This window comes from Exiguobacterium sp. USCH10 (genome assembly GCF_037619445.1).
GTDB lineage: Bacteria > Bacillota > Bacilli > Exiguobacteriales > Exiguobacteriaceae > Exiguobacterium > Exiguobacterium aestuarii_A.
Genome location: NZ_JAQPZO010000001.1, coordinates 133,875 through 158,673 on the forward strand (window position 1 = coordinate 133,875; position 24,799 = coordinate 158,673).

The 24,799-nt window shown below is 47.4% G+C and carries 30 protein-coding genes; all 30 read right to left on the reverse strand.

Features of this window, described 5'->3' with window-relative positions; all coding sequences use genetic code 11:
- Positions 1 to 16: 16 nt before the first annotated feature.
- The 30 genes from rseP to PQI28_RS00830 all read right to left on the reverse strand — a co-directional run bounded on the left by rseP (position 17) and on the right by PQI28_RS00830 (position 24,795).
- On the reverse strand, positions 17 to 1,267 hold the full coding sequence (gene rseP / locus PQI28_RS00685; RefSeq protein ID WP_339962330.1) for an RIP metalloprotease RseP: 1,251 nt from the start codon (positions 1,265 to 1,267) through the stop codon (positions 17 to 19).
- Between the two features lie 3 nt (positions 1,268 to 1,270).
- Positions 1,271 to 2,428: a 1-deoxy-D-xylulose-5-phosphate reductoisomerase gene (gene dxr / locus PQI28_RS00690; protein WP_214691839.1), complete on the reverse strand. Its 1,158-nt coding sequence runs from the start codon at positions 2,426 to 2,428 to the stop codon at positions 1,271 to 1,273.
- A 14-nt stretch (positions 2,429 to 2,442) separates the two neighbouring features.
- Complete coding sequence (locus PQI28_RS00695) at positions 2,443 to 3,240, reverse strand: phosphatidate cytidylyltransferase (protein WP_214783728.1); 798 nt, start codon at positions 3,238 to 3,240, stop codon at positions 2,443 to 2,445.
- A 1-nt stretch (position 3,241) separates the two neighbouring features.
- The gene (locus PQI28_RS00700) at positions 3,242 to 3,979 is read right to left on the reverse strand and encodes an isoprenyl transferase (RefSeq protein WP_224860695.1); all 738 of its coding nucleotides are present in this window, start codon (positions 3,977 to 3,979) and stop codon (positions 3,242 to 3,244) included.
- A gap of 84 nt (positions 3,980 to 4,063) precedes the next feature.
- On the reverse strand, positions 4,064 to 4,624 hold the full coding sequence (gene frr / locus PQI28_RS00705) for a ribosome recycling factor (RefSeq protein WP_074034674.1): 561 nt from the start codon (positions 4,622 to 4,624) through the stop codon (positions 4,064 to 4,066).
- Positions 4,621 to 5,346, reverse strand: a complete 726-nt coding sequence (pyrH, locus tag PQI28_RS00710) for a UMP kinase (RefSeq protein WP_074034675.1) — start codon at positions 5,344 to 5,346, stop codon at positions 4,621 to 4,623. The genes frr and pyrH overlap by 4 nt, the downstream gene beginning before the upstream one ends.
- Before the next feature lie 110 nt (positions 5,347 to 5,456).
- The gene (gene tsf, locus PQI28_RS00715) at positions 5,457 to 6,338 is read right to left on the reverse strand and encodes a translation elongation factor Ts (protein WP_074034676.1); all 882 of its coding nucleotides are present in this window, start codon (positions 6,336 to 6,338) and stop codon (positions 5,457 to 5,459) included.
- Between the two features lie 117 nt (positions 6,339 to 6,455).
- Complete coding sequence (rpsB, locus tag PQI28_RS00720; protein ID WP_015881415.1) at positions 6,456 to 7,196, reverse strand: 30S ribosomal protein S2; 741 nt, start codon at positions 7,194 to 7,196, stop codon at positions 6,456 to 6,458.
- Positions 7,197 to 7,348: 152 nt separating this feature from the next.
- Entirely contained in the window at positions 7,349 to 7,735 is a 387-nt protein-coding gene (locus PQI28_RS00725) for a hypothetical protein (protein ID WP_339962331.1), read from the reverse strand.
- 12 nt (positions 7,736 to 7,747) lie between these two features.
- A complete protein-coding gene (locus PQI28_RS00730; protein ID WP_339962332.1) occupies positions 7,748 to 8,518 on the reverse strand; it encodes a FliA/WhiG family RNA polymerase sigma factor in 771 nt (256 codons plus the stop codon).
- A gap of 12 nt (positions 8,519 to 8,530) precedes the next feature.
- A complete protein-coding gene (locus PQI28_RS00735) occupies positions 8,531 to 9,016 on the reverse strand; it encodes a chemotaxis protein CheD (RefSeq protein ID WP_074034679.1) in 486 nt (161 codons plus the stop codon).
- The gene (locus tag PQI28_RS00740) at positions 9,009 to 9,608 is read right to left on the reverse strand and encodes a chemotaxis protein CheC (RefSeq protein ID WP_214691834.1); all 600 of its coding nucleotides are present in this window, start codon (positions 9,606 to 9,608) and stop codon (positions 9,009 to 9,011) included. Before PQI28_RS00740 ends, PQI28_RS00735 begins: the two co-directional genes overlap by 8 nt.
- On the reverse strand, positions 9,598 to 10,029 hold the full coding sequence (locus tag PQI28_RS00745) for a chemotaxis protein CheW (RefSeq protein WP_074034681.1): 432 nt from the start codon (positions 10,027 to 10,029) through the stop codon (positions 9,598 to 9,600). The genes PQI28_RS00740 and PQI28_RS00745 overlap by 11 nt, the downstream gene beginning before the upstream one ends.
- Before the next feature lie 12 nt (positions 10,030 to 10,041).
- Positions 10,042 to 12,039, reverse strand: a complete 1,998-nt coding sequence (locus PQI28_RS00750; protein WP_339962333.1) for a chemotaxis protein CheA — start codon at positions 12,037 to 12,039, stop codon at positions 10,042 to 10,044.
- A gap of 19 nt (positions 12,040 to 12,058) precedes the next feature.
- A complete protein-coding gene (locus tag PQI28_RS00755) occupies positions 12,059 to 12,898 on the reverse strand; it encodes a MinD/ParA family protein (RefSeq protein ID WP_214745442.1) in 840 nt (279 codons plus the stop codon).
- Positions 12,877 to 13,950, reverse strand: a complete 1,074-nt coding sequence (locus PQI28_RS00760; protein WP_339962334.1) for a flagellar biosynthesis protein FlhF — start codon at positions 13,948 to 13,950, stop codon at positions 12,877 to 12,879. Before PQI28_RS00760 ends, PQI28_RS00755 begins: the two co-directional genes overlap by 22 nt.
- A complete protein-coding gene (flhA, locus tag PQI28_RS00765) occupies positions 13,951 to 15,972 on the reverse strand; it encodes a flagellar biosynthesis protein FlhA (RefSeq protein ID WP_445236738.1) in 2,022 nt (673 codons plus the stop codon).
- A gap of 13 nt (positions 15,973 to 15,985) precedes the next feature.
- Complete coding sequence (flhB, locus tag PQI28_RS00770) at positions 15,986 to 17,080, reverse strand: flagellar biosynthesis protein FlhB (protein WP_339962336.1); 1,095 nt, start codon at positions 17,078 to 17,080, stop codon at positions 15,986 to 15,988.
- Positions 17,077 to 17,847, reverse strand: coding sequence for a flagellar biosynthetic protein FliR (gene fliR, locus PQI28_RS00775; RefSeq protein WP_214745446.1), 771 nt, complete (start codon positions 17,845 to 17,847; stop codon positions 17,077 to 17,079). The genes flhB and fliR overlap by 4 nt, the downstream gene beginning before the upstream one ends.
- The gene (gene fliQ / locus PQI28_RS00780) at positions 17,844 to 18,116 is read right to left on the reverse strand and encodes a flagellar biosynthesis protein FliQ (protein ID WP_015881403.1); all 273 of its coding nucleotides are present in this window, start codon (positions 18,114 to 18,116) and stop codon (positions 17,844 to 17,846) included. The genes fliR and fliQ overlap by 4 nt, the downstream gene beginning before the upstream one ends.
- 11 nt (positions 18,117 to 18,127) lie before the next feature.
- On the reverse strand, positions 18,128 to 18,793 hold the full coding sequence (fliP, locus tag PQI28_RS00785) for a flagellar type III secretion system pore protein FliP (RefSeq protein ID WP_074034688.1): 666 nt from the start codon (positions 18,791 to 18,793) through the stop codon (positions 18,128 to 18,130).
- The gene (locus PQI28_RS00790) at positions 18,790 to 19,284 is read right to left on the reverse strand and encodes a flagellar biosynthetic protein FliO (protein ID WP_214783757.1); all 495 of its coding nucleotides are present in this window, start codon (positions 19,282 to 19,284) and stop codon (positions 18,790 to 18,792) included. The genes fliP and PQI28_RS00790 overlap by 4 nt, the downstream gene beginning before the upstream one ends.
- Entirely contained in the window at positions 19,281 to 19,646 is a 366-nt protein-coding gene (locus PQI28_RS00795) for a response regulator (protein ID WP_074034690.1), read from the reverse strand. The genes PQI28_RS00790 and PQI28_RS00795 overlap by 4 nt, the downstream gene beginning before the upstream one ends.
- 13 nt (positions 19,647 to 19,659) lie before the next feature.
- Entirely contained in the window at positions 19,660 to 20,784 is a 1,125-nt protein-coding gene (gene fliY / locus PQI28_RS00800; RefSeq protein ID WP_214760340.1) for a flagellar motor switch phosphatase FliY, read from the reverse strand.
- The gene (fliM, locus tag PQI28_RS00805; RefSeq protein ID WP_074034699.1) at positions 20,781 to 21,770 is read right to left on the reverse strand and encodes a flagellar motor switch protein FliM; all 990 of its coding nucleotides are present in this window, start codon (positions 21,768 to 21,770) and stop codon (positions 20,781 to 20,783) included. Before fliM ends, fliY begins: the two co-directional genes overlap by 4 nt.
- A 9-nt stretch (positions 21,771 to 21,779) precedes the next feature.
- Positions 21,780 to 22,232 (reverse strand): flagellar basal body-associated FliL family protein, encoded by a 453-nt coding sequence (locus PQI28_RS00810; protein WP_214691824.1) that lies wholly within the window; start codon positions 22,230 to 22,232, stop codon positions 21,780 to 21,782.
- Positions 22,225 to 22,443: a flagellar FlbD family protein gene (locus tag PQI28_RS00815; protein WP_031421671.1), complete on the reverse strand. Its 219-nt coding sequence runs from the start codon at positions 22,441 to 22,443 to the stop codon at positions 22,225 to 22,227. The genes PQI28_RS00810 and PQI28_RS00815 overlap by 8 nt, the downstream gene beginning before the upstream one ends.
- Positions 22,443 to 23,312: a flagellar basal body rod protein FlgG gene (gene flgG / locus PQI28_RS00820; protein WP_074034702.1), complete on the reverse strand. Its 870-nt coding sequence runs from the start codon at positions 23,310 to 23,312 to the stop codon at positions 22,443 to 22,445. The genes PQI28_RS00815 and flgG overlap by 1 nt, the downstream gene beginning before the upstream one ends.
- Before the next feature lie 18 nt (positions 23,313 to 23,330).
- A complete protein-coding gene (locus tag PQI28_RS00825) occupies positions 23,331 to 23,759 on the reverse strand; it encodes a flagellar hook capping FlgD N-terminal domain-containing protein (RefSeq protein WP_214691822.1) in 429 nt (142 codons plus the stop codon).
- Positions 23,731 to 24,795 (reverse strand): flagellar hook-length control protein FliK, encoded by a 1,065-nt coding sequence (locus tag PQI28_RS00830; protein WP_339962337.1) that lies wholly within the window; start codon positions 24,793 to 24,795, stop codon positions 23,731 to 23,733. Before PQI28_RS00830 ends, PQI28_RS00825 begins: the two co-directional genes overlap by 29 nt.
- Between the last annotated feature and the right edge of the window lie 4 nt (positions 24,796 to 24,799).

Consider the following 24,799-nt stretch of genomic DNA (forward strand, 5'->3'; position numbering starts at 1 on the left):
CTTCTCTACAAACAGCTTATTTAAAGAATGATTGAATGTCGTTCCAAGTGACAATCAACATTAAGATCATCAATAAGGCGAACCCGATAAAGTGGACGAATCCTTCCTTTTTCGGATCAATCGGACGCCCTCGTACCGCTTCGAATAAGAGGAAAATCAATCGTCCTCCATCCAATGCCGGAAGTGGGAGCAAGTTGAAGATAGCGAGGTTGACGGAAAGGAGCGCTGTCCAGTTCAACAGCATGATCAAGCCGCTCGCTGCCACTTCATCTGTCATCCGTACGATTCCAACAGGTCCTGCCAACTGATCGACACCAACCTGTCCCGTCACCAAATCACCAACGGCTGAGAAGATGAGGGTGGACATCGTCCACGTCGTCTCAGCACCTGTCGTCACGGCTTTGACCGGTGAACGCTCTAATGCGTTCGTGACACCAAGAATCCCAACCGTTTCTCCATTTTGTTCAACCGCTTGTGGTGTGACAGTGACGGTCGCCTCCTCACCATCACGGACGTACGTGACATCCGTTGGCGTATCGGCGCGGTCAGCTAGAGCCGTGCGCAAGTCGAGCCAATCTGTGACTGGTTCGCCTTCAATCAAAACAATTTCATCTCCACTCATCAACCCTGCCTCATCAGCGGCTGAATCAGGTTGAACGGTACCGATTTGACCATCGTTCGTCGGCGTTCCTTGAACGAGACCCACGATAATGAGCAAGATAAACGCTAAGACAAAATTCATCGCTGGACCGGCTGCAATCGCCAAGACCCGTTTCCATACCGATTGGGCACCGAACGTGCGATCATACGGTGCGATTTGAATTTCCATCCCTTGGTCGACAAGAAGTGTATCCCGTTCTAACGAATAGACACGTACTTCCTCATCGATGAGGAGCTGTACTTTTAATTCATGCGTCGCGTCAAATTTATCGACGGTACCGACGACTTGAACATCCGTAGCGGTGTCCGGCTGAAAATAGACCCGATCCACTGTGCCTTGTTCGGTTAAACGAAGTCCAACGTGTTGCCCTGCGCGTACTTCAATCGGTTCGAAATCTTCCCCAGCCATTTTGACATAGCCACCGATTGGTAAGAGACGGATAGTATAGAGCGTTTCATTTTTACGGAATGAAACAATTTTCGGACCGAATCCGATTGCAAACTCGTGACAGAGAATGCCTGCCCGTTTCGCCATGACGAGGTGTCCCCACTCGTGTACAGAAATGAGAACCCCGAACATCAGGACGATGGCGATAAAAGTCGTCATGATTTATTCCCCACCTTCAATTCCTTGCTGAATCTGTTGACGTACTGCTCGGTCTACTTCTAGAATTTGTGCGAGCGTCGGTTCGGCAATCACTTCATGTTGAGCCATCGCCTCTTCCACGAGTCGTTCAATTTCTAAGAAGGTAATCTGACCGTTTAAGAACAGGTCCACTGCCATCTCATTGGCCGCATTCAGGACTGTCGGCATGGAGCCACCGATTCTTCCTGCTTCAAACGCTAACCGAAGTGCCGGATAACGGTTGAAATCAGCCTCTTGAAAATGTAGCTTACCGATTTCTTTCAAGTTTAACCGCTTATTCCCCTCAATTTCAAGCCGCTTCGGTTCCGAAAGCGCATAGAGAATCGGTCCCCGCATATCCGGGTTTCCGAGCTGTGCCATCACGGCTGCATCTTTAAATTCGACCATCGAGTGAATAATCGATTCACGATGCAAGATGACTTCAATATCATTATAATCGATATCGAACAGCCAGTGTGCCTCGATCACCTCGAGCCCTTTATTAAACATTGTCGCAGAGTCGATTGTGATCTTAGCCCCCATCGACCAGTTCGGATGATTCAATGCATCTTCAACCGTCACGTCGGCTAATTCTTCCCGCGAACGGTCACGGAAGCTTCCGCCAGACGCAGTTAAAATAATTTTTGAAACATCTTCTCTTCGTTCCCCATTCAAACATTGGTAGATGGCAGAATGCTCGCTATCGACCGGTAAAAGTTTAACCCCATGTTCTTTCACGGCCGCCTTGACGAGGTGCCCTGCCGTAACGAGTGTTTCTTTGTTGGCGAGTGCAATATCTTTTCCTGCTTGAATCGCAGCAAGCGTCGGCTCGAGACCGACCGCTCCCACGACTGCTGTCACGACGATATCCGCGCGTTCTGCCGTCGCACACTCTTTGAGACCTTCAGGACCGATGAAATATAGAGGTTCATATGTAAGGCGCGGCTTCAATTGTTCGAGTACCTCGATACTTGTCGCCGACACATATTTTGGTCTAAGTCGATTGATCCATTCCGTGGCAACATCGACGTTCGTGCCGAACGCATACGCCTCTAATTCAAACAGGTCGGGGTGCTGTTCGATGACGTCACATGTCTGCACGCCAATCGAACCTGTCGCCCCAATTAAGCTAATTCGCTTCATCTCGACACTCCTTCTTATAGCAGATTAAACACCCAAATGACGGTAAAGACCGCAATCATACTGTCGAACCGGTCAAGGATTCCTCCATGCCCAGGTAAGAGATGACCTGAATCTTTTACTCCGAACTGACGTTTATAAGCGGATTGTACCAAATCACCGAGCTGTCCGACGACAGCAACGACAATGGCTAAAATAATCACTTCTAATACCGGTAAGATTGGATCGATCCAGACGAAGATGATACCGAGTACAATGGCCGATACAATTCCGCCGATTGCCCCTTCAATCGTCTTATTCGGGCTGATCGATGGCCATAATTTTGCCTTCCCGAACGCTTTCCCAGTGAAATAGGCTCCAGAATCCGTCGCCCAAATCATAAACAAGATGAGCAACACTTTCGACAACCCGTCGTCAGACAGGCGTACGAGTGCGAAACTTGAGAAACCGACGACCAAGTAGACAGCGGATACAAAATAGAACCCAGCATCTTCATACGTGAATCGATTTTTTGTGACGACTGTCCAAAACAGTAATAACACAAGCCCTAATACGAGCCACTGTTCAATCGTGAACGGCATCTCGCCCGTGACGATTCGCGTTTCCAGTAACAACAAGACGAACGGGAAAGCAACGAGGAGCGATGTCACTAAAAATGGGAACGCCAACAGCTTATGTTTTCGCATCAATGTGAATTCGCTCAATCCAATGAGGGCGAGAATCCCCATTAAAGAAACAAAGGCGTTACCACCGAGTGCGATGACGGTAATAAAGATTGCGCCCGCCCATAGGCCTGTAATAATTCGTGTCTTCATGTTACACCCCACCAAAACGTCGCGTGCGCGCGTTGTAAGATTCAATCGCTTCTACAAAATGCTCACGCTTAAATTCCGGCCACAATACTTCTGTGAAGTGGAGTTCAGCATATGCGCTTTGCCAAAGTAAAAAGTTTGACAGTCGTTGTTCACCGCTTGTACGAATGATGAGATCCACATCTTGAACGTGAGTCATGAGTCGTTCACCGATTAACTGATCATCCACGGCGTCTGGTACTATCATACCAGACCGTACATCCTCGGCAATGCTACGCATCGCTTGGACGAGCTCATCCCGACCACCGTAGTTGAGTGCGAAGACGAGTTTCAACCCTGTATTTGTAGCGGTCCGTTCTCTCGCCTGATCGACAGCCTCCCGCGTCTCGCGTGGAAGCTTCGTCGTGTCCCCAGCGACAAGCACCTGAACATTTTGTTCATGAAGTTCTTTCAAATCGGTCTCTAAAAATTGTTTCGGCAACTTCATCAAGAACGAGACTTCCTCTTCCGGACGAGTCCAGTTTTCCGTAGAAAACGCGTAAAGCGTCAGTGATTGAATCCCGAGTTCTTGCGCTGTCCGAACCGCTTCACGGATTGACTTCATCCCTTCTCGGTGACCCATGATGCGAGGGAGACCACGTTTTTTGGCCCAACGTCCATTTCCATCCATGATGATGGCTACGTGCTCAGGAACACTTAATTCTGCCTCGATTTTTGTTTTAGGATTCACCCATTTAAACATTCTGTTATCCTCCTGATTGTATGAAAGAAGGACCCTCTCAGAAAAAGGGTCCCCACACAGCTTTTTGGTATACCACTTCCGTGATTACACTTCCATGATTTCTTTTTCTTTCGTTGCTGCAGATTCATCAATCTTCTTGATATACGAATCCGTCAACGTTTGAACGTCATCTGCATATCCGCGGAGATCGTCTTCTGTTAACTCGCCATCTTTTTCGAGTTTTTTCAAGTTTTCGTTGGCATCACGGCGAACGTTACGGACAGCGACTTTCGCCTCTTCCGCATATTTCTTCGTGATTTTAACCAATTCTTTACGACGTTCTTCCGTCAAGGCAGGAATCGCCAAACGGATGACTGTTCCGTCAGAAGATGGAGACAAGCCGAGGTCTGCCTTTTGAATCGCTTTTTCTACTTCAGAAACCATTGATTTATCCCATGGTTGAATCAAGAGCAAGCGCGCTTCTGGTGTATTGATGTTTGCCACTTGATTGAGTGGTGTCGGAACACCGTAGTAATCAACTTGAACAGGATCCAAAATCGATGCGCTGGCACGGCCAGTGCGAAGCGTACCAAAATCACGTTTCAGTGACGTGTGCGCTTTTTCCATTTTTTCTTCAGCTGTTTGCAATACTTCTTTGACACTCATGAATTGACTCCTCCTACTACCGTCCCGATATGTTCCCCGAGTACGACACGTTTAATGTTACCTTCTTCAAGCAATGAGAATACAATCAATGGAATGTGATTGTCCATACAGAGTGATGTTGCCGTTGAGTCCATGACTTGAAGCCCGTCTTTTAAGACATCAAGATAAGACAACGACTCATATTTCACTGCAGTGGCATCCAATTTCGGATCGGCAGAGTAGACGCCGTCCACATTGTTTTTACCCATTAAAATGACATCGGCTTCGATTTCAGCAGCGCGGAGCGCAGCTGTCGTATCCGTTGAGAAATATGGGTTTCCTGTACCCGCTGCAAAGATGACGACGCGACCTTTTTCAAGGTGACGCATTGCCCGGCGACGAATGTATGGCTCAGCAACTTGTCGCATTTCAATTGATGTTTGGACACGCGTTTGGACACCGTACGTTTCAAGGCTGTCTTGAAGGGCAAGTGAGTTTAAGACAGTGGCGAGCATTCCCATGTAGTCTGCGTTTGCCCGGTCCATTCCAAGTTCACTACCCGTCTTTCCACGCCAAATGTTTCCGGCACCAACAACCACGGCCACTTCTACACCCATCTCGATCAATTCTTTAATTTGATTTGAGATTGAGTTTACAATGTTAGGGTCAATCCCATAACCTTGATCTCCAGCGAGCGCTTCTCCACTCAATTTTAACACAATTCGTTTATATTTCGGTTCCATAACTTTGCCTCCTCTTGCTTGAAAAAAGGGAACACGCTCCCTTAACGAACTAACTCAAGGTTATAAAGACGTGTTCCCAATTTTGAATGCATCATATACGATGACGCAGATTATTTTTTAAGTTGGTTCATAACTTCTTCAGCAAAGTTCTCTTCACGTTTCTCCATACCTTCTCCTACTTCGAAGCGTACGAATGAGTTGACTTTCCCGCCTTTAGATTCTACATACTTACCAACTTTGAAGTCGCCGTCTTTTACGAACGTTTGGTCTACGAGGCAGATTTCCTCGAAGTACTTGTTCATGCGACCAGCAATCATCTTCTCAACGATGTTAGCAGGTTTGCCTTCGTTAAGAGCTTGCTCAGTCAAGACTTTCTTCTCACGGTCGATTTCTTCAGCTGATACTTCATCGCGTGTCGCGTAAAGTGGACGTGCTGCTGCAACGTGCATTGCAACGTCTTTTGCAACTGTTTCGTCAGACGTGCCGTCGATTACGACTACAGAACCGATGCGACCACCCATGTGGAGGTACGTACCGAATACAGCGTCGTCAGCTTTTTCAAGAACAGCCACACGGCGGAGTGAGATTTTCTCTCCGATTGTAGAAGCTTCTTCTTGGATGTACGTTTCAAGCGTTTTGCCTGCTTCGTAATCAGCTGCGAGTGCTGCTTCTGCAGTTGTTGCGCCTGAAGCGAGTACTGCTTTTGCTACGTTGTTGACGAGTGTTTGGAACTTCTCGTTCTTCGCAACGAAGTCTGTTTCTGAGTTGATTTCGACGAGCACAGCTTTGTTGCCTTCAACTGCTACTGCTGTCAAACCTTCAGCGGCGATACGATCACCTTTTGCTGCTGCTTTAGCGATTCCTTTTTCGCGAAGGAAGTCGATTGCTGCTTGCATGTCACCGTCTGTTTCAACGAGTGCTTTTTTGCAATCGAGCATTCCTGCTCCTGTTTTTTCACGAAGTTCTTTTACCATTGCTGCTGTAACTGCCATCGGAAATTCCTCCTTGTAAAACTTACGAATTTTAAGAAAAAGCACGAGGCTTTTTGAATACTTGTCCTAAAAAAAGGTGATAAAAGGCTTTCCCTTTATCACCTATTGTCTCACTGATTACTCAGCTTCTGTAGCTTCAGCTTCTGTCGCTACAGCTTCTTCAGCAACTTCTTCTTCACCTTGCTTCGCTTCGATGATCGCATCTGCCATTTTCGAAGTGAGCAATTTAACTGCACGAATTGCATCGTCGTTCGCTGGGATAACGTAGTCGATTTCATCTGGGTCACAGTTTGTGTCGACAATCGCAACGATTGGGATGTTCAATTTGTGAGCTTCCGCGATTGCGATACGCTCTTTACGTGGGTCAACGATGAAGAGGGCGTCAGGCACACCAGGCATATCCTTGATTCCGCCGAGGAACTTCTCAAGACGAGTCATTTCTTTTTTCAAGATGATGACTTCTTTCTTAGGAAGTACTTCGAACGTGCCGTCTTCTTCCATTTTTTCGAGTTGCTTCAAGCGGTTAATACGCTTTTTGATTGTTGAGAAGTTAGTGAGTGTTCCACCCAACCAACGCTCGTTAATGAAGAACATTCCAGAACGGATTGCTTCTTCTTTGATTGTATCTTGAGCTTGTTTTTTCGTACCAACGAAGAGGACGTTTCCGCCTTCTGCCGCGAGTTCACGAACAAAGTTGTAAGCTTCGTCTACTTTTTTGACCGTTTTTTGAAGGTCGATGATGTAGATCCCGTTACGCTCTGTGAAGATGTATTTCGCCATTTTTGGGTTCCAACGGCGTGTTTGGTGACCGAAGTGTACACCAGCTTCAAGCAATTGCTTCATTGAAATTACTGCCATGATAAATTTCCTCCTTGTGGTTTAAAAAAGTCCTCCGCCTCGTTCATTGTTGTATTCCGACCTTTCGGCACCGAGGAATATCATCCCGAGACGTGTGTGATGTGTTTAACACCGAGAACTACTATAGCATATGTCACGAAATCCGGCAACTCTCACTTTTTGCGAAGTTTCGCATATAGCGCGAGTTCACCTTCCCCTTTTCCGAGGATGCGTGCCGCGTCTCGAACCGAGTGGCGCAGTAACACATCGTCTACGTCAACCGACGTTGTTGAGTTCTCTTTATTCAACTCATCGGACACGGACTCAACGTTTGCTTCAACAAGTATCGAGTCTTCCTGATCAACGTCCACTTTACGCTCTATCGGTTCTTTCGTGACAAGATCATTCATCGACTCCATAAATGAGAGAAGCAACGTCTCCGTCTCCTGTTTCTCCCGTTCGAGTCGTTCAATCCGTTCTTGTAACGTCTGGACTTGACGGTATCCGAATAAAAAACCGTAAGCAACCAAACAAGCCGTTACTACATAGACAATATACACTTGTTCATCTCCTCACGATGTCTTTTCTTCTAAATAGGACCGTCCAAGCGCTTGTTTCAATGTCTTCAAGGCCTTTGAATGAATTTGAGAAATGCGGGAAGTCGATAGTTCGAGCACTTCCCCAATCTCAGTCAATGTCAATTCATCAAAATAAAATAACGATACGACGAGCCGTTCTTTTTCCGATAGATGGTCCACTTCTGTCGCGAGCACGTCAATCAATTCTCGTTGAAGGAGTGTGTCTTCCGGTTTTTCGGAGTCCGGGTCGAAGTACGTGACTGACATCACTTTGCCTTCCTCTTGTAACGTCACGGCCTCGTCGATTGACAACATGTTGGCGAAATACCCTTCTGCCATCGTTCGTTCGATTTCTGAAATAGGAAGATCACAAGCAACCGCCAACTCATTTTTCGTCGGAGCGCGATGAAGTGATTGTTCAAGTTGTTCTGCTACCTGATCGATTTTTTTCACTTTCTCACGAACCGAACGAGGTAACCAGTCTACTTTGCGCAATCCATCGATAATGGCTCCTCGAATTCGAAACGCAGCGTACGTATCAAATTTATTATTATGCTCTGGATCATATTTCATAAGGGCATCGTACAATCCCATGTAACCCAAACTTTTCAATTCGTCGCGTTCGACGCTCTTTGGAAGCGTCACGATCATCCGTTGTACGTGGTAGTGGATGAGAAACTCGTAATGTGTTAGTAATTCGTTTGCTGTATCCATATCACGGTCCGTATTCCAGCGATCCCACAACTGTGTAAGATGAGTCGTCATGTCGATCCCCCCTTATAGTTCTTTCGTACCTACGCTCACCGTCCGAATCGATAAGACCGATGTCGCAACATCGAACTCAATCGTCCGTCCGTTATGACCGCCACAATCTTCGGCCACGAGCGGAATCCGATGAACCTTTAATGCTTGACGAATCGCCTCGGCGTTTCGTTCACCGATTCGCATCGCTTCATTCTCATATTTAAATTGAAACATTTGTGCCCCACCAGCCATTTTCGCTTGTAGCCGCGTCGCTCCCTCTCGTTTGAGAGAACGGACGAGCGTATCGATGGCTGTGTCCGCATATTTTCCTACTTCAATCGCTTGATTCTTCCGCGCAATGGTCGAGTCAGGTAACATGACATGCGCCATTGCCGCCAATTGGAGACGAGTGTCATATAAGATGACGCCTACACACGAACCAAGTCCGGCTGTCCGTAACCGATTCGGTGCCGTCGTTTGCTTCCACTCGGCGATGCCAATTTTTAAAACGTCAGCCATGACCAATCAACCGTTCTTGAATGCGTTTGAGTGAACCATGTGTTGGTAGGAACAACACATGTCCTGCACTTACTTTTTGATCAATCATAAAGGTCGTATCGATATACAATGCGGCGTCTTCCTCCGGTTGAACCGATGTGACGACAAACTCGACGATCGATCCCGCCATATCGATGGCGGTTGCCGGTACTTGGATCATGATTGGAGTCTGCAACCAATCCCCTAGTGCACGTGCGTACGCACCACTCATAATATTCCCGACCTCTTCCCAGGCCGACTGTCCGAGTTCATCACCAGATTGGAATGAGAACGGCATGCCGATCAGTGTCGACACCATCTGCTCGGCGTCCTCAACGGCAAATAAAATAAGAATCATGCCGCGAATCTCACCATCTAACTCGAGTAGCACCGAAGCGACGTGTCGCTCCGGACCACCCACTCGATCAGGTAAATACGAGATCGGCTCCATTTCAGCCGAGGAGACCGTGATATTCACCGGTTTGGCTAACATGGCGGATAACGCAGTAGCCGCATGACCAGACCCTATATTTCCCAGTTCCTTTAACAAGTCTTGCTCAAACTCACTCAGCATACTGTTCCTCAAACAACGCATTCGCATCGAGAAGTGAGAAGAGTTTGTCTTCCCCTTTAGCGATTGCTGTCAAGTGTGCTGAAATCATGTCGCGACTCGACTCCGGAATCGGTTCAATCCGCACTTCATCACTCTCGACAACTTCATTTGCCCGGTCAACGATAAAGCCCGCGTCCCCTTGATTCAATGATGCGATTAAAATACGTGTCTCATCCGTCGGTTCGATTTCTTCATAACCGAGGCGTAAACGAAGATCGATGACCGGTGTGACGACACCTCGAAGATTAATGACCCCTTTCACGTGTGACGGGGCGTTCGGGACGCGTGTGATTGGCTGAAGTCGCTCGATTGAGCGGACCGATTGCACATCGATTCCGTACGTATTTTCTTCAAGTGAAAAGACTACCCATTTCTGTTCCATCTATATTCCTCCTTAAAAGAGATCGTTACTATCTACGATAAGGGCGACGCGACCGTCACCGAGAATGGTCGCACCTGAGATAGCAGGAATCCCTTCAAGATACGTACCGAGCGGTTTCATGACAATTTCTTGTTGGCCAATCAACTCGTTGACGACGACACCAACGAGTTTGTTACCTTTTCGAACGACGACGACCGGGAATTGGGACTTCGTTTCTGATTCGATTCCGAACATTTCTTTTAAGTAGACGAGTGGAACCAATTGCCCACGGAAATCAAAGACGCGCTCACGATGCGCCGTCAAAATGTCCGCTTCATCAAGTAAGGTTGTCTCAAGAATCGATGACAACGGAATCGCATACGATTCCTCACCGACTTGTACGAGCATGGCCGAGATGATGGAGAGGGTGAGTGGCAAGCTGACCTGGAATTTTGTTCCTTGTCCCGCGACCGTCTCTAATGAAACGACACCACCAAGCGACTCGATTTTATTTTTGACGACATCGAGTCCGACACCACGACCTGAAAGGTCCGTTACCACATCAGCTGTCGAGAAGCCTGGGGCGAAGATCAGCATCGCCAGCTCGTTCTCAGACATCATGGTCGCCTCTTCATCCGAAATGACGCCACGTTCTAATGCTTTCGAGCGAACTTTGTCGACGTTGATGCCGGCACCATCATCCTCAATCTCAATGAAGACGCGGTTACCGCCATGATAAGCGCGGAGGGCTAGCATGCCTTGTTCCGGCTTGCCTGCTTTCACGCGAACTTCAGGGCGTTCGATTCCATGATCGATTGCATTCCGAATCAAGTGAACGAGCGGGTCGCCAATTTCATCGATGACCGTCCGATCAAGTTCTGTCTCCGCACCCGAAATATCCAATTGAACTTTCTTATGAATTTCTTTCGCGACCGAGCGAACCATGCGTGGGAAGCGATTGAACACTTGCTCAATCGGCATCATGCGAAGTGTCAAGACGAGAGATTGCAGTTCGTTCGTACCCCGCTTGATTTTTTCAACCGTTTCATTCAATTCTGGTTGCCCCACCTCGTCAGCGAGTCGTTCCAAACGTCCACGATCGATGATAAATTCTTCGAACAAGTTCATGAGACGATCGATTCGTTCCAAGTTGACGCGAATCGTCTTCGCTTGAGCCTGTGCCGCAACTTGTTCTTTCGTATCTTTCGTTTCTTTTTCTTCCTGGTCTGGAGCTGTCTGCACCACTGGTTCTGGTACTACCGCTTCGGCTGTGACTGCGACTTCTGGTTCGCTTTCTGACGCCCCTGTGAACATATTGACTTCGACACGTTCTACTTCCGATACTTGGGCGATGGCGTGTTCGATGACTTCCGCTGTCTCTTGTGATAGGAACAAGACGTCAAATGACAAGTCGAATTGCTCTTGTTCAATTTCTTCTGTTTCCGGATGTGTCCGTACCACTTCACCGAGTTCTTGAAGGCGATCAAACACCATGTACGCCCGAGCCGCTTTTAAGACGACAGCGTCTGATAGTTTTACAGTGATTTGATACGCTTCAAACCCAGTTTGTTTCGCCTGGTCGATTACTGAATTCGTATAAAGGTCGACTTCGAATGTATTTGACTCTTTTACCTCAGTAACCACAACCTCTTTTCCACCGATAAACGATTGGAAGGCAGCGACCGTTTCAGAAACATCCACGTTCGCACCTCGTCCGCCGTTCTCAATGTCAGCAATCATGTCCTCCATCTGTTCCATAGCGATGAACATCGTGTCCAACAAAAGTTGGTTGCTTTCTTTTTTACCGCCACGCACAAGGTCGAGTGCACTTTCCATCTCATGCGTCAAATTGGCCACGTGTTCGTACCCCATCGTCGAGGACATCCCTTTTAACGTATGTGCAGACCGGAAAATCTCTTGAACGACATCCGCCCCACCCGACTGTTCTAACTTAAGTAACTGTGTGTTGATCGATTGGATATGTTCTTGGGATTCATCTAAAAACAACCCTAAGTATTCGTTCACGTCCATCTTTATTGCCTCCCTGTCGTTATACTCGGTTCCATTGTTTCCGTAAGTTCCCCATCAAACGGTCCATCAAGTGACGTGGTTTTGGAGGCGTTCCCGTAAGCGTTGTCAAAATTCGTTCGAGCCGCCAGCTAATATCACTTTTTCGATTGTATTGATAAAACGGGACTTGTGCGATGACTGCCTTTCTTACTGAAGGGTCATCCGGTAAAAATCCGAGGAATCGAATCGTCTTGTTTAAAAACTGCTTGCATGCGACTTCCATCCGTTCGAAACATTGCAGTGCTTCCTCTCCAGACTGAGCTCGGTTCACAATGACGCCGAGTGGTAAGTCGGGATATTGATGATGCACTAGTTTTGTATATGCGTACCCGTCCATGAGCGAAGTCGGTTCCGGTGTTAAAATTAAAAACATTTCGTCACACCCCGCAATAAATTGCAGGGAGGTGTCCGTCGCCCCGGCGCCCATATCGAAAAGGACGTAATCATATGCGGTCAGTACTTCGAGTTCTCGCATGAGAAATTGCATGTCATCATCTGAGAGATGGACGAGTTGGTCTTGTCCACTCCCTCCATGTAATATATCGACACCATGCACATTTTTCTGAACAGCTGAAGCCAATGGAATACGAGCTTTTACAGACTCAATCATCGTTCTCGACTTCATTGCGTTCATCAAGATATGGACGTTGGCCATGCCGATATCAAAGTCGACGATCAACACCCGTTTCCCGAGTTCCGAAAGGGCGATGGCCGTGTTGACGCAAACGTTCGTCTTTCCAACGCCGCCTTTTCCGCTTGCAAAAGCGATGGTCGTCGGATGGACATCATTGATTGCTCTTAAACGCCTTGCTTGGTCCATCTGGCCCACCCTTCTTTCTCGAACAGTCGTTTCGTCAATGCTTCCGCATCTCCTCGAATCAAATCATCTGGCACCTCTTGACCGTCTGTCATCCATGCGACAGGCAAGCTGCTCTTTTTCACCATTCGATACATCGCGTGAATGTCACTCGTCTCATCCGCTTTGGTGAAGATGAGCGAACTGAGGGGGAGGGATTCGAACTGGGAATAAATCATATCCATATCTTTCATTTTGGAAGTCAAACTCAATACAAGCGATAGACTCGTCTCGGTGAAGTCATGATGTTCGTGAAATTGTTCCACGTAGGCTGGGTCTCGGAAGTTTCGACCTGCCGTATCGATCAATACAATATCTTTTCGCGCAAATAATTGCTTGGCCCGTTTGAAGTCGTGAAAATCATATGCGACCTCTACCGGGATACTCATGATTTCGGCGTACGTCTTCAACTGTTCGATAGCCGCGATTCGATACGTATCTGTCGTAATCAGCCCGACCGTTTTGCCTTCTGTCAATTTGAAATGTGCAGCTAGCTTGGCAAGCGTCGTCGTTTTCCCGACACCCGTCGGTCCAACGAGCATGACATATCGTTTCGCTTCAGGCGGGTCGATAAAGGATGACTTGACTTGCTCATACACGAATCGTTCGGCTACTTCCACAGATTTCGTCGTATAGTAAAGCTCATTTAACGTCTCTTCCCATGACTCTTCTGCGAACGACTCCGTCGAAAGTAACGCATCGATGTGCTGTAGTGACGAGTGGAGCCTTGGTGCTGTCCCTCCTACCATACGAGGTGTTGACGGTACTTGAGGTGATGGCGTTGGTGCAGATGCTGTTGTCGGCTCTGGTCGAACCGATTCTGTTCGCCTTGGCTTCGTGACCGCCTTCTCTTTTTCGAGTGCGGCGATGACTTCCACTTGTTTCGAAGCGAATAAACCAAACCATCCGGTTTTCACTTGCCGCGAATTGAGGATGACCGCTTCATCACCTAGCTCTTGCTTCACTTTCGTCATCGCCTCAGCCATCGTTTTCGCTGTAAATTTTTTAATTTGCATTTAAATCACCCCAATACTTTTCACTTCGACGGAACTGAGTAACTCGTTATAGGCCAAAACAGGCACATCTGGATAGTATCGTTCAAGCAATTGTCGGACGAACAATCGAATCGTTGGTGAACATAAAATCACCGCTGACGCACCGTAGCGTTCAAACATTGACAATTGTTCTCCTGTACGCTCGATGATCTCACGTGCTTGCTCCGGATCAAGCGCCAAATAGTTCCCAAACTCGGTCTTCTGTACGGCATCTTGAACGGTCTGTTCCGTCTGACCACCTAACGTAACCACATACAATGGACCTTCTGGTGGCTTGACTTGATCGGTCAGCTGACGTGACAATCCTTGGCGACAATATTCCCCGAGGATTTCTGCATCTTTCGTTACCTTTCCGTAGTCTGTCATTGTCTCGAACAAGAGAGGCAAGTTTCGAATCGATACGTTCTCTTGTAATAAGTGACGTAGCACTTTTTGAATCTCACCGATTGAAAGGACTGAAGGCGTGACATCTTCTACAAGAACCGGATGAGTTTCCTTCAAGTGCTCGACAAGTTGTTTCGTTTCTTCACGACCGAGTAAATCAGCGGCATGTTTTTTCAGCGTTTCGGTCAAATGTGTCGCGACAACGGATGGTGGGTCTACGACAGTGTACCCACTCATTTCAGCTCGCGTCCGTGTCTCCTCATCAATCCAAAGGGCAGGGAGCCCGAATGCCGGTTCCGTCGTTTCAATCCCATATACTTCTGGGTCTTCAATCCCTGGGCTCATCGCCAAATAGTGGTCGAGTAACAACTCTCCTTCTGCGACGACGTTTCCTTTCACTTTGATGCGATACGCGTTCGGCGAGAGTTGTAGGTGGTCGCGAATGCGAACCGTCGGCAAGATGAAGCCGAGTTCGAGTGCAAGCTGACGACGAATCATGACGACACGATCTAACAAGTCACCGCCTTGTGACTCATCCGCAAGGGGGATCAAGCCGTATCCGAACTCGAATTCAATCGAATCGATTTGTAAGAGCGAGACGACAGATTCTGTTGGAGCCATCGAAGGTTCTTCTTCCATAATCGGTTCCTCCGTTGCCTGCCGGATGTTTCGTCGCATCGTATACGCTCCGAAGAACGCTGTACCTGCGATGATCATCGTCACCGGAATAAGTGGAGGTGACACGAAACCGAGCAAGAAGACGATGCCGCCTGCGATATAGAGAAGCGATGGATTTTGACCGAGCTGGTCGATGACATCCTCCCCTAAATTGCCGTCTGAGACGGCACGGGTCACGATGATCCCGGTCGCCGTTGAAATCAAGAGTGCCGGGATTTGACTGACGAGTCCGTCACCGATCGTCATGAGCGAGAACGTCTCAAACGCCTCCCCGACCGGTAGTCCCATTTGAACGACGCCGATAATGATTCCGAAGATTAAGTTAATCGTCACGATGATGATGCCGGCGATAGCATCCCCTTTGACGAACTTAGATGCCCCATCCATCGAACCGTAAAAGTCGGCCTCGCTTTGAATTTTACGGCGACGCATCTGCGCTTCCTTGTCATCAATCAATCCGGAGTTCAAGTCAGCATCGATGGCCATCTGTTTCCCTGGCATCGCATCGAGTGTGAAACGGGCGGATACCTCAGATACACGCTCGGCACCTTTTGTGATAACGACAAACTGAATGATGACGAGGATCAGGAAGACGACGAATCCGACAAGAACATTTCCTCCGATGACGAAGTCACCAAACGTCGCAATGACTTCCCCTCCATACCCGTTCGAGAGAATCGAGCGGGTCGTCGATACGTTCAATCCGAGACGAAACAACGTCACGATCAATAAGAGAGAAGGAAATACGGAGAAGTCAAGCGCTTCTCTGGCATTCATCGCCACAAGTAAGATCATGATGGCGATTAAAATATTTACGATGATTAAAAAGTCTAATAAAAAGCCCGGTAACGGGATGATCAGCATGATGACAATCATCAAGACACCAATCAAAACTGCAAAGTCTTTTGCTTTTACTGCCAACACATACTCCTCCTCAAGACGGTTGCTTCATTTGATAGACGAACGCGAGCACTTCCGCGATTGCTTGGTAGAATGATTCGTCCACCACTTCTCCAATATCGATTTGTGCGTAGAGCGCACGTGCGAGCGGCTTGTTCTCGACAATCGCCACATCGTGCTCTTTTGCGACATCTCGAATATGAAAGGCGACTCGGTCGACCCCTTTTGCGACAACGAGCGGCGCAAAATCTTTCGTGTCATCGTAGCGGATGACGACCGCGTAATGGGTCGGGTTTGTGATGACGACGTCGGCATTCGGAATTTCTTGCATCATCCGTCGCATCGCCATTTCTCGTTGTTGCTGCTTAATCTTGGATTTGATGAGTGGGTCACCTTCCGAGTTTTTATACTCGTCTTTAATGTCTTGCTTTGACATTCGAATCGATTTTTCGAAATCAAATCGTTGATAAAAAAAGTCAAGCAATGCGAGTGCGAGCAAGGCGACACTTACCCAGAGCCCAAGCTCAATCGTGATACCCGCAAGCGCGACGATGGATTCTCGAATCTGCTCGACGGCCATACGGGACAATTCTTTTTGGTTTTGCCAAAGGACAGCGACAGCGGTTGTCAGGATAATCAAAAATTTGAATAAGGACTTTAAAAATTCGACGACCGCTTTCATGCTGACAATCCGTTTCACCCCTTTAATCGGGTCGATCCGTTCGAACTTTGGCTGGATTGCTTCCAAAGAAAAGAGCGTTCCAACTTGTAAATAGTTGATGAGAATCCCGAACACGACAGCGACGATGAAGAATGGAGCCAAAATCAATCCGACTCGAAGCATCAAGTCGATGACCATACCCGACATGCCCTCAGATACATTGAAGAGTAGATATTGCGGGCTAAGTAAATCTCCGATGAGTGATAGCAGCTGTTGCCCAATCATCGGTCCGAAGAAAGATAGCATGAGAAACATGGCAAAGAGTGCAAATGCCCCCGTCAAATCCGCTGATTTGGCGACTTGCCCTTTCTTTCGTGAATCCTCTCGTTTACGCGGTGTCGCTTTTTCTGTTTTTTCACCTGCAAAAAACTGCAAGTTGACCGATAAAGGATATAGAGGCTTCTTCATGAGGCATCTCCTAGTATGAGCATAAAGTCGTGCATCACATCTTGTAATAGCGGAATGAACTGACTAATACCCGTCAATGTCAATCCCATTAACAACACCATGACGGCAAATCCGGCAATGAGTTTAAACGAAAAGCCGATGGCAAAGATATTGAACTGCGGCGCCGATTTTGCTAAAAAACCAAGTGCCAAATCGACCAGCAGTAATGATGCCATCATCGGCAAAGCCAATTGTAAGGCGACCATCATCGTCATCGTAACGACTTTCACTGCCATCATGAGTGAAGCTTCCGTGAAGTTAATCATCGGTTGACCAGGTGGATAGATTTGAAAACTGTAATATATACCGTCAATCAGGAGTAAATGTAAATTACTCGTCAATAAAATGAACAGCGTAAAAATATAATAAAATCGTCCAATTAGTGGCGACTGTCCGCCAAACATCGGATCATATGCGGAAGCCATCGCCAAACCGAGTTGAAGATCGATGACTCCACCGGCAATCTGCGGAGCAAAAAAGAGAATATTAATCAATAGACCGAGTAACAGTCCAATCATGACTTCATAGACAACTTGCAGGACGAACGCATTCGTCATCACGATTGGCTCAGTCAATGTGAACATTGCGTAATACGCTAAAAACGCGCTGAATCCGACGCGATGCATAACCGGCAACTGCCTCGTCGAGAACAGAGGGACACTGACAAAAAAGCCAGAAAGTCGCGCAAACGTAAGACCGTACATACTGATGAAGTCGACCGCATTCATTTCGACGCAACCTCGACCATCAGCTCAAAAATCAGTCGCGTAAATCCTTCAATTTGTTGAAGCATCCATGGTCCGAAGATGACGAGACCGATGAAGACCGAAATGATTTTTGGAACGAACGAAAGCGTCTGTTCTTGAATTTGAGTCGTGGCCTGTAAAATCGAGATCACGAGACCGACAATCAGTGAAATGAGTAGCAATGGCATTGAAATTTTTAATAATGTCCACACACTCTCTGTTGCCAAGTAAATGACCATTTCTTGTGTCATGTCCGTTCCCCCTACATACTTCTAAGCAATGATTCCACAATTAAGTGCCAGCCATCGACCAATACAAATAACAATAATTTAAACGGCAATGCGATCATGACCGGTGGTAACATCATCATCCCCATCGACATGAGGACACTCGCAACGACCATATCGATAATTAAAAATGGCAAGAAAATCATGAATCCGATTTGAAAGGCTGTCTTCAATTCACTAATCGCATATGCCGGAACGAGCGCGAGAAGCGGTACGTCATCAAGTGATTCAGGCTGCTCGTAGTTCCCATACTTCAAAAAGAGTTGCAAATCTTCTTGTCTTGTATATTTCGACATGAATTCTTTCATCGTCCCGCTCGCTTCATCAAACGCTTCATCTTGAGAGATTTTATCATCGAGATAAGGTTTTAATGCGTTCTCATTCAAATCAGAGAGAACGGGAGACATGACGAACAATGTAATGAACAAGGCTAATCCGACAATCAACTGGTTTGGCGGTGTTTGCTGTGTACCGAGCGCCGGTCGAATGAAAGATAAGACGACGACGACACGTGTGAAGCACGTCATCAAAATTAAAAAAGATGGTGCAAGTGTCAATAACGTCAGTAAAATCAAGAGTTTGATCGATGTGGATGTACTGTCTGGTGTCTCTAAATTGATTAATTGCTCAAACGTTGTCATGACTTCTTCCTCACTTCTTCTAGTTGAGCAAGTTGTTTCTTAAAGGTATCCAAAAATGCATTCGAATTCGCCGTTCGGAGTGATAAAGGTTCCGACTGCTCCTCGTCCATCGCTTCCGCATCGAGTCGATCAATCAATTGAATCGATTCCCCGACGCCGAGGACATAGACTTGATCTCCAAGCTTCACGAGTTGGACGGAACGGTCTTTTCCGAGTGGGACTCCTCCGAGATGTTTCATATGCTGAGTCGCTTTCACACCTTGTGTTTTGGAACCGAGCCAACGCATCAAGACGATGAAACCGCCGACCACGACTACGAGACTCAACACGACTTTCACGCCATTCCCAATCGTTGACGCTGTCGTTGGAACGTTACTTTCCAATTCTTCTGTCTGTTTTTGCTCGAATTGTTGGTCTACGGTGGCGGCCTCAACCGTGGTCGGAATATAAAGACCGACCACGAGAAGAATAATCAACCACCATTTCTTCATTGTGCGACCGTTTTAGAAACCGCTTCGATGACGCGCTCTGCGTTGAACGGTTTGACGATGAAGTCTTTCGCACCTGCTTGAATCGCATCGATGACCATCGCTTGTTGCCCCATCGCTGAACACATGATGACTTTTGCGTTCGAGTCGAAACTACGAATCTCTTTTAATGCTGCAAGTCCGTCCATCTCCGGCATCGTGATATCAAGTGTGACGAGGTCCGGTGTGAGCTCACGATATTTCACGACCGCGTCAGCTCCGTTTTCTGCCTCACCTACTACGTCATATCCGTTCTTTGTCAAAATATCCTTGATCATCATACGCATGAACGCTGCGTCGTCTACTACTAATACTTTTGCACTCATTCTAATTTCCTCCTTAAACGATTCCAATCCGCTCATGCGGTTGAATAATTTCTGTTACACGTACCCCAAAGTTTTCTTCAATGACAACCACTTCTCCTCTAGCAATCCGCTGTTGGTTGACGTAAATATCAACCGGTTCACCTGCTAGCTTGTCGAGTTCGATGATTGAACCTTGTGATAGCTCGAGTACTTCCCGGACAGATTTTTTCGTTCTGCCTAGTTCGACGGTCACGTTCAACGGAACGTCATACAGTAATCCTAAGTTCGCCGGCACGGACTCTTGCGGAGCCGGTGATTGGAGCGGCATGAATTCTGCTTGGCTTACCGCGACCTCCGGCATCGATTTTTGCTTTTCCGGTTGTGCCTGTGGTTGTGCCTGTGGTTGCGCCTGTGGCTGAGGTTTCGGTGCCTCGGCTTTCGGCTGTTCTTTTACAGGCTCCACTGCCGTTTGTGCCTCACCGGTCGCTTTCATCAATTCGTCGACCAACTGTTTTCCAAATTGAATTGGTGCAATTTGAACAATTGTCGAGTCAATCAATGTACCGACTTTGAGATTGAACTCAATGAGCACCATCGTCTCCCAAAGTTCGAGGCGGTCGATAATGGTTTGATTTTTCGTCGCATCAAACACTTCGACAAGTGGTGGAGAGATGTCAATCTTCTTCGAGAATACTGTCGATAAAGATGTCGCGGCAGCACCCATCATCTGGTTCATCGCTTCTTGAACGGCCGATAAACGAATCTCATCAAGGCTTTCAGGATCGACGTTCTCTCCCGTCCCACCTAACATGAGGTCAGAGATGATGGCCGCATCTTCGCGAGTCAAGACGAGGACATTTTCACCCTTTATCCCTTCCGTGTACCCGACACGTAATGCCACATGAGGCGTCGGATAACGCTCACGCAACTCTTCGATTCTCACTTCACTGACAACCGGTGTCGTAATTTCTACTTTTTGTTGTAGCAACGTCGACAATGCCGTTGCTGAGTTTCCAAACGAAATGTTTCCGATTTCCCCAAGAGCATCGCTTTCCATCGAATCTAGGTGCTCTTCTTTTTCCGCCTTTGGCGTCGGCGTACTGTCGCTTGTCCCACGTAGTAACGCGTCAATTTCATCTTGTGACAGCATTTCACTCATTGCTCTTCCTCCTTCACACGGTGAAGCACCTGAACCGCCATCCGCTTCCCGCTCACACCGACTTGCCCTTTAAATACTTTATTCTCCCCTACCATGATAGATAAAGGTTCTTTCGCCACTTGATCAAGTGCCAAACAGTCCCCAACTTCAAGGTGCAACAGATCACCAAACGTGATTGTCGTTTCGCCTAGTAACGAGACGACCTCGACCGTCGAGTTCATCAACTGGGCTTTGAGTGGTTCTTTGCTTGACTCACTCGCATTACGACGATTCGCCTCCTGCATCCAGTAATGACTCGACAACTTCGACAAGACCGGTTCGATTGTCACGAATGGAAGACAAACGTTGATCGTTCCGCTCACTTCGCCGATCGTCACCCCGATCGAGATGAGGACGACCGTCTCGTTTGGTGAAACAAGCTGTAGAAACTGCGGATTCACTTCCACTGCAGACATTTCCGCCTTAATTTCCGCAATCGATTCCCACGCGTCTCCATACGTTGAGAAGGCACGCTTATATAATTGCGTTAGAATGCGCATCTCGATTTCTGTGAACGATTCAATTTTGTCCATCTCGACACCCGGACCGCCGAGTAGACGATCGAGCATCGCATAAGAAATGTTCGGATTGACCTCGATGATAAATCGTCCGTTTAACGGTGGCGCTTCAATCAAGTTGATCATCGTCATACTCGGAATAGAATGAATGAATTCATCGTACGGTAGTTGTTCGACCGAGTTGACGGAAAACTGAACATATGTGCGCAGTTGGGCCGAGAAGAACGTCGTTAACATGCGAGTGAAGTGCTCGTGAATTCGAGTCAAACTGCGAATCTGATCTTTTGAAAATCGGACGGCTCGCTTGAAGTCATATTGCCGAACTTTCTTTTCTTCCTCTTGCGCAAGAAAGGAATCCGCTTCGACATCCCCACTGCTTAGTGCAGATAGTAAGGCATCAATTTCTTGTTGAGACAGTACTTCTCCCATGATGCCACCTCACTGAATAATTTTCTTCGTCATATAGACGCGTTGGACTTCACCTTCTTCAAGCAGTCCATTAAGTTGTTCTCGTAGTGTCTGTTCAAACTTTTGCATATCTTCTTTTGTTGCTAACTGTGTTTTTGTCATCCCAGCCAAATCCCCGAGAATGACGTTGTGTACTTGGAATTTACGTAACTCTAGATTCTCCCTTGTTTCCAAAGAATCTGTGACAATCGTGAATTGAACGTTGATGAAACGCTCATCTTGAATGTTCGTCGTCATGTCATCGGTCGTGAAGCTTCGTTCCGCCAATTCTTCGGCAGTGACCGGTTTCGTTTTAGCGGTGACGTTATCTCCGAACACGTATTTATATGTCATGAAGCCGGCTCCGCCCATGACGAGTAGGACGACTAGTAAGATGATGACAACCTTCAGGCCGCCACCCTTTTTCTTCTCTTCTTCACTCATCTTCTTCACCTCTTGTGAACATCGTTCCGACTAAACCGATTGAGCGGTAAAAGGCTTCAGTTCGTTCAATGATTTGATCTTTCGTTTCTTTCACGAGATATGTTTTGCCATTAAACAATTGGATAATCGTGTCCGGTTCTGCTTTCACCGTTTCGATGAGCAAAGCGTTGAGCACGAATTCCTCACCCCGAAATGCCGTGACGCGAATCATCAGCGTTTCAAGTTGACGAGTTCTTGAAGAATCTCGTCTGACGTTGTAATAATTCGTGTGTTCGCCTGGAAACCACGTTGTGCCACAATCATTTCCGTAAACTCTTCAGAAAGGTCGACGTTCGACATTTCAAGAGCACCTGAAACGAGGTTACCTCGTCCTAAATCACCGGCTGCCCCGATGAGTGGGTCTCCTGAGTTTTGAGATTGTAAGAAGTTGTTAGCACCGACTTTCGATAAACCAGCATTGTTGCTGAAGTTTGCCGTCACAATATAGCCTGCTGTCTGAAGTGCACCGGCTGCATCGACATAACTGACTTGACCGTCTTTTCCAATCGACAATGAACGTGCATCTGTCGGAATTGAAATTTTTCCGTATGCCGTTGAACCTGCCACGACGTCAGGAATATTCCCAGTCAAGTTAGGAGCAGGTAGGTTAGCAGCAGGTTTTGCACCCGTTCCTAATAAGTACGTTCCTTCACCTGTTACCAAGTCACCGTTATTGTCCGTATAAAAGTTACCAGCACGTGTGTACTGTGCTTGTCCGTTGACGATTGTGACGAAGAAGCCCTCACCGGAGATACCGACGTCTAACGCACGTCCCGTATTTTGCATCGCTCCTTGGTTGTAAACGTTATCGACCGTTGCCATCGTGCCACCAAGACCGACCTCTTTCGGGTTAATTCCTCCGGCCGTCGCTCCGTTCCCGCCTGAAGCACTACCGACTTGTTGACTGACGAGGTCTTTAAACGTGACACGACCCTTTTTGTAACCGAACGTGTTGACGTTGGCGATGTTGTTCCCGACGACGTCTAGCTTAGATTGAAAGTTCTTCAGTCCACTGATCCCTGAGTACATTGCTCTTAACATAATAATTTCCCCCTATGCTTATTTGATGGAAGTGATATCGTACACGCTAACGGATGTGCCGTCTTCAAGGTCGGCCATGTATCCAGTTAAATCAGATCGTGAAATCGAGACGACACGGCCTGAGCCTTTTGTCGTTTCTTCACTCGATTCCGAACTGTAGTCAATCGTTTTACCAATCATGCTACTGAATTCAGAAATCGAGGCCATATGACGGTCAACCAATACCGAATCGAGTTGTTTCGAAATCGTTTGCATTTGTTCTAGTGAAGAAAATTGCGCCATCTGAGCGATGAACTCACGGTCTTCCATCGGTGACATCGGGTCCTGGTTCGCGATTTGAGCGAGCAGCAACTTCATAAACATGTCTTTGTCATATTGATTCGTCGCTTTGGGAAGCGACTGGTCTGGCAATGTAAAATCATTCGTCTTCGGTTGGATGCTCGTCATCTTCAGACCCTCCTTTTGGTTGTTCCTGCGGTTGCTCCTGTTCCGGTTGCTCGGAACCGTCTGGCATCGTCGATTTCGCATCGAGTGCTTGTTGTGTCAAGTTGACCTCGACACGAACGTTTTGGGAATGAGGCGTAAGCGTTTGCTGCAACTGCTGGACTTGTGACTGAATCAGTTGCTTCGCCTCTTGATTGCTTGCGAACAACTTCACGACAAGTTCCCCGTTCTGCCGTTCTAGCTTGACGACGAGTTCTCCTAGCTGTTCTGGATAAAGTCGTACCGTAAACACTTTCGATCCATCCGCTCCACTTTGAAATGGTGCTTTTTGAAGTGCTGCCTCAATCCTTGCCTGTAAGTTTTCAGGTAAGGAGCCCTTTGAGGCATACATGACCGTCTCTACATCAATTTGTGGTCGTGACCAGTTCAAGCCTTTCGGTAACCAATCCACGTTAATTGGTTGAGGGAGCGTTTTCGCCACTTTCACGGTTTCAACTTGTGATAGAACGGGAACTTCCTTCATATTGCCGGCTGGTCCATCAAACTGTGCGATCACCCGTTGAATCGTTTGGATCTGCTTCCCAAGTTCTTGATTCGGGACAGCATGTGTCATATGACTTTTCGCAGACGGATCTGCCTGTTGAACGATGCCACTACTTGAACCAGTTGTCTGAGCAAGCACAAGCGGCGCATCCTCAGCATTGCTAGACGGCATGGACAAGTGCCCGAGTACGCCTACATATGCATCCATAAACGTCCGATATGCATCTTGCGGAAGTGATTTGAGCCATTTCAAAGTTTCAGGTTTTTGAAACCATGTCTCAAGTTCCTGCGCCACTTTTTCGAGGTCGACGAGTTCTTCAGATAATGCGCCTTCTTCAAGTTGAGGAAGCTCTGTTTGCTCCCCGGAGCCTTGCATTGGGGCAAGCATGGCGGATAAGAGGCTTAAAAAACCGCCTGCCCCCTGTGATTCGCCTTCCGTTACTCCGGTACGAGTCGTTGAACCTTGAATGGCTTGAGTTAGTAACGCAATATTCAATGTG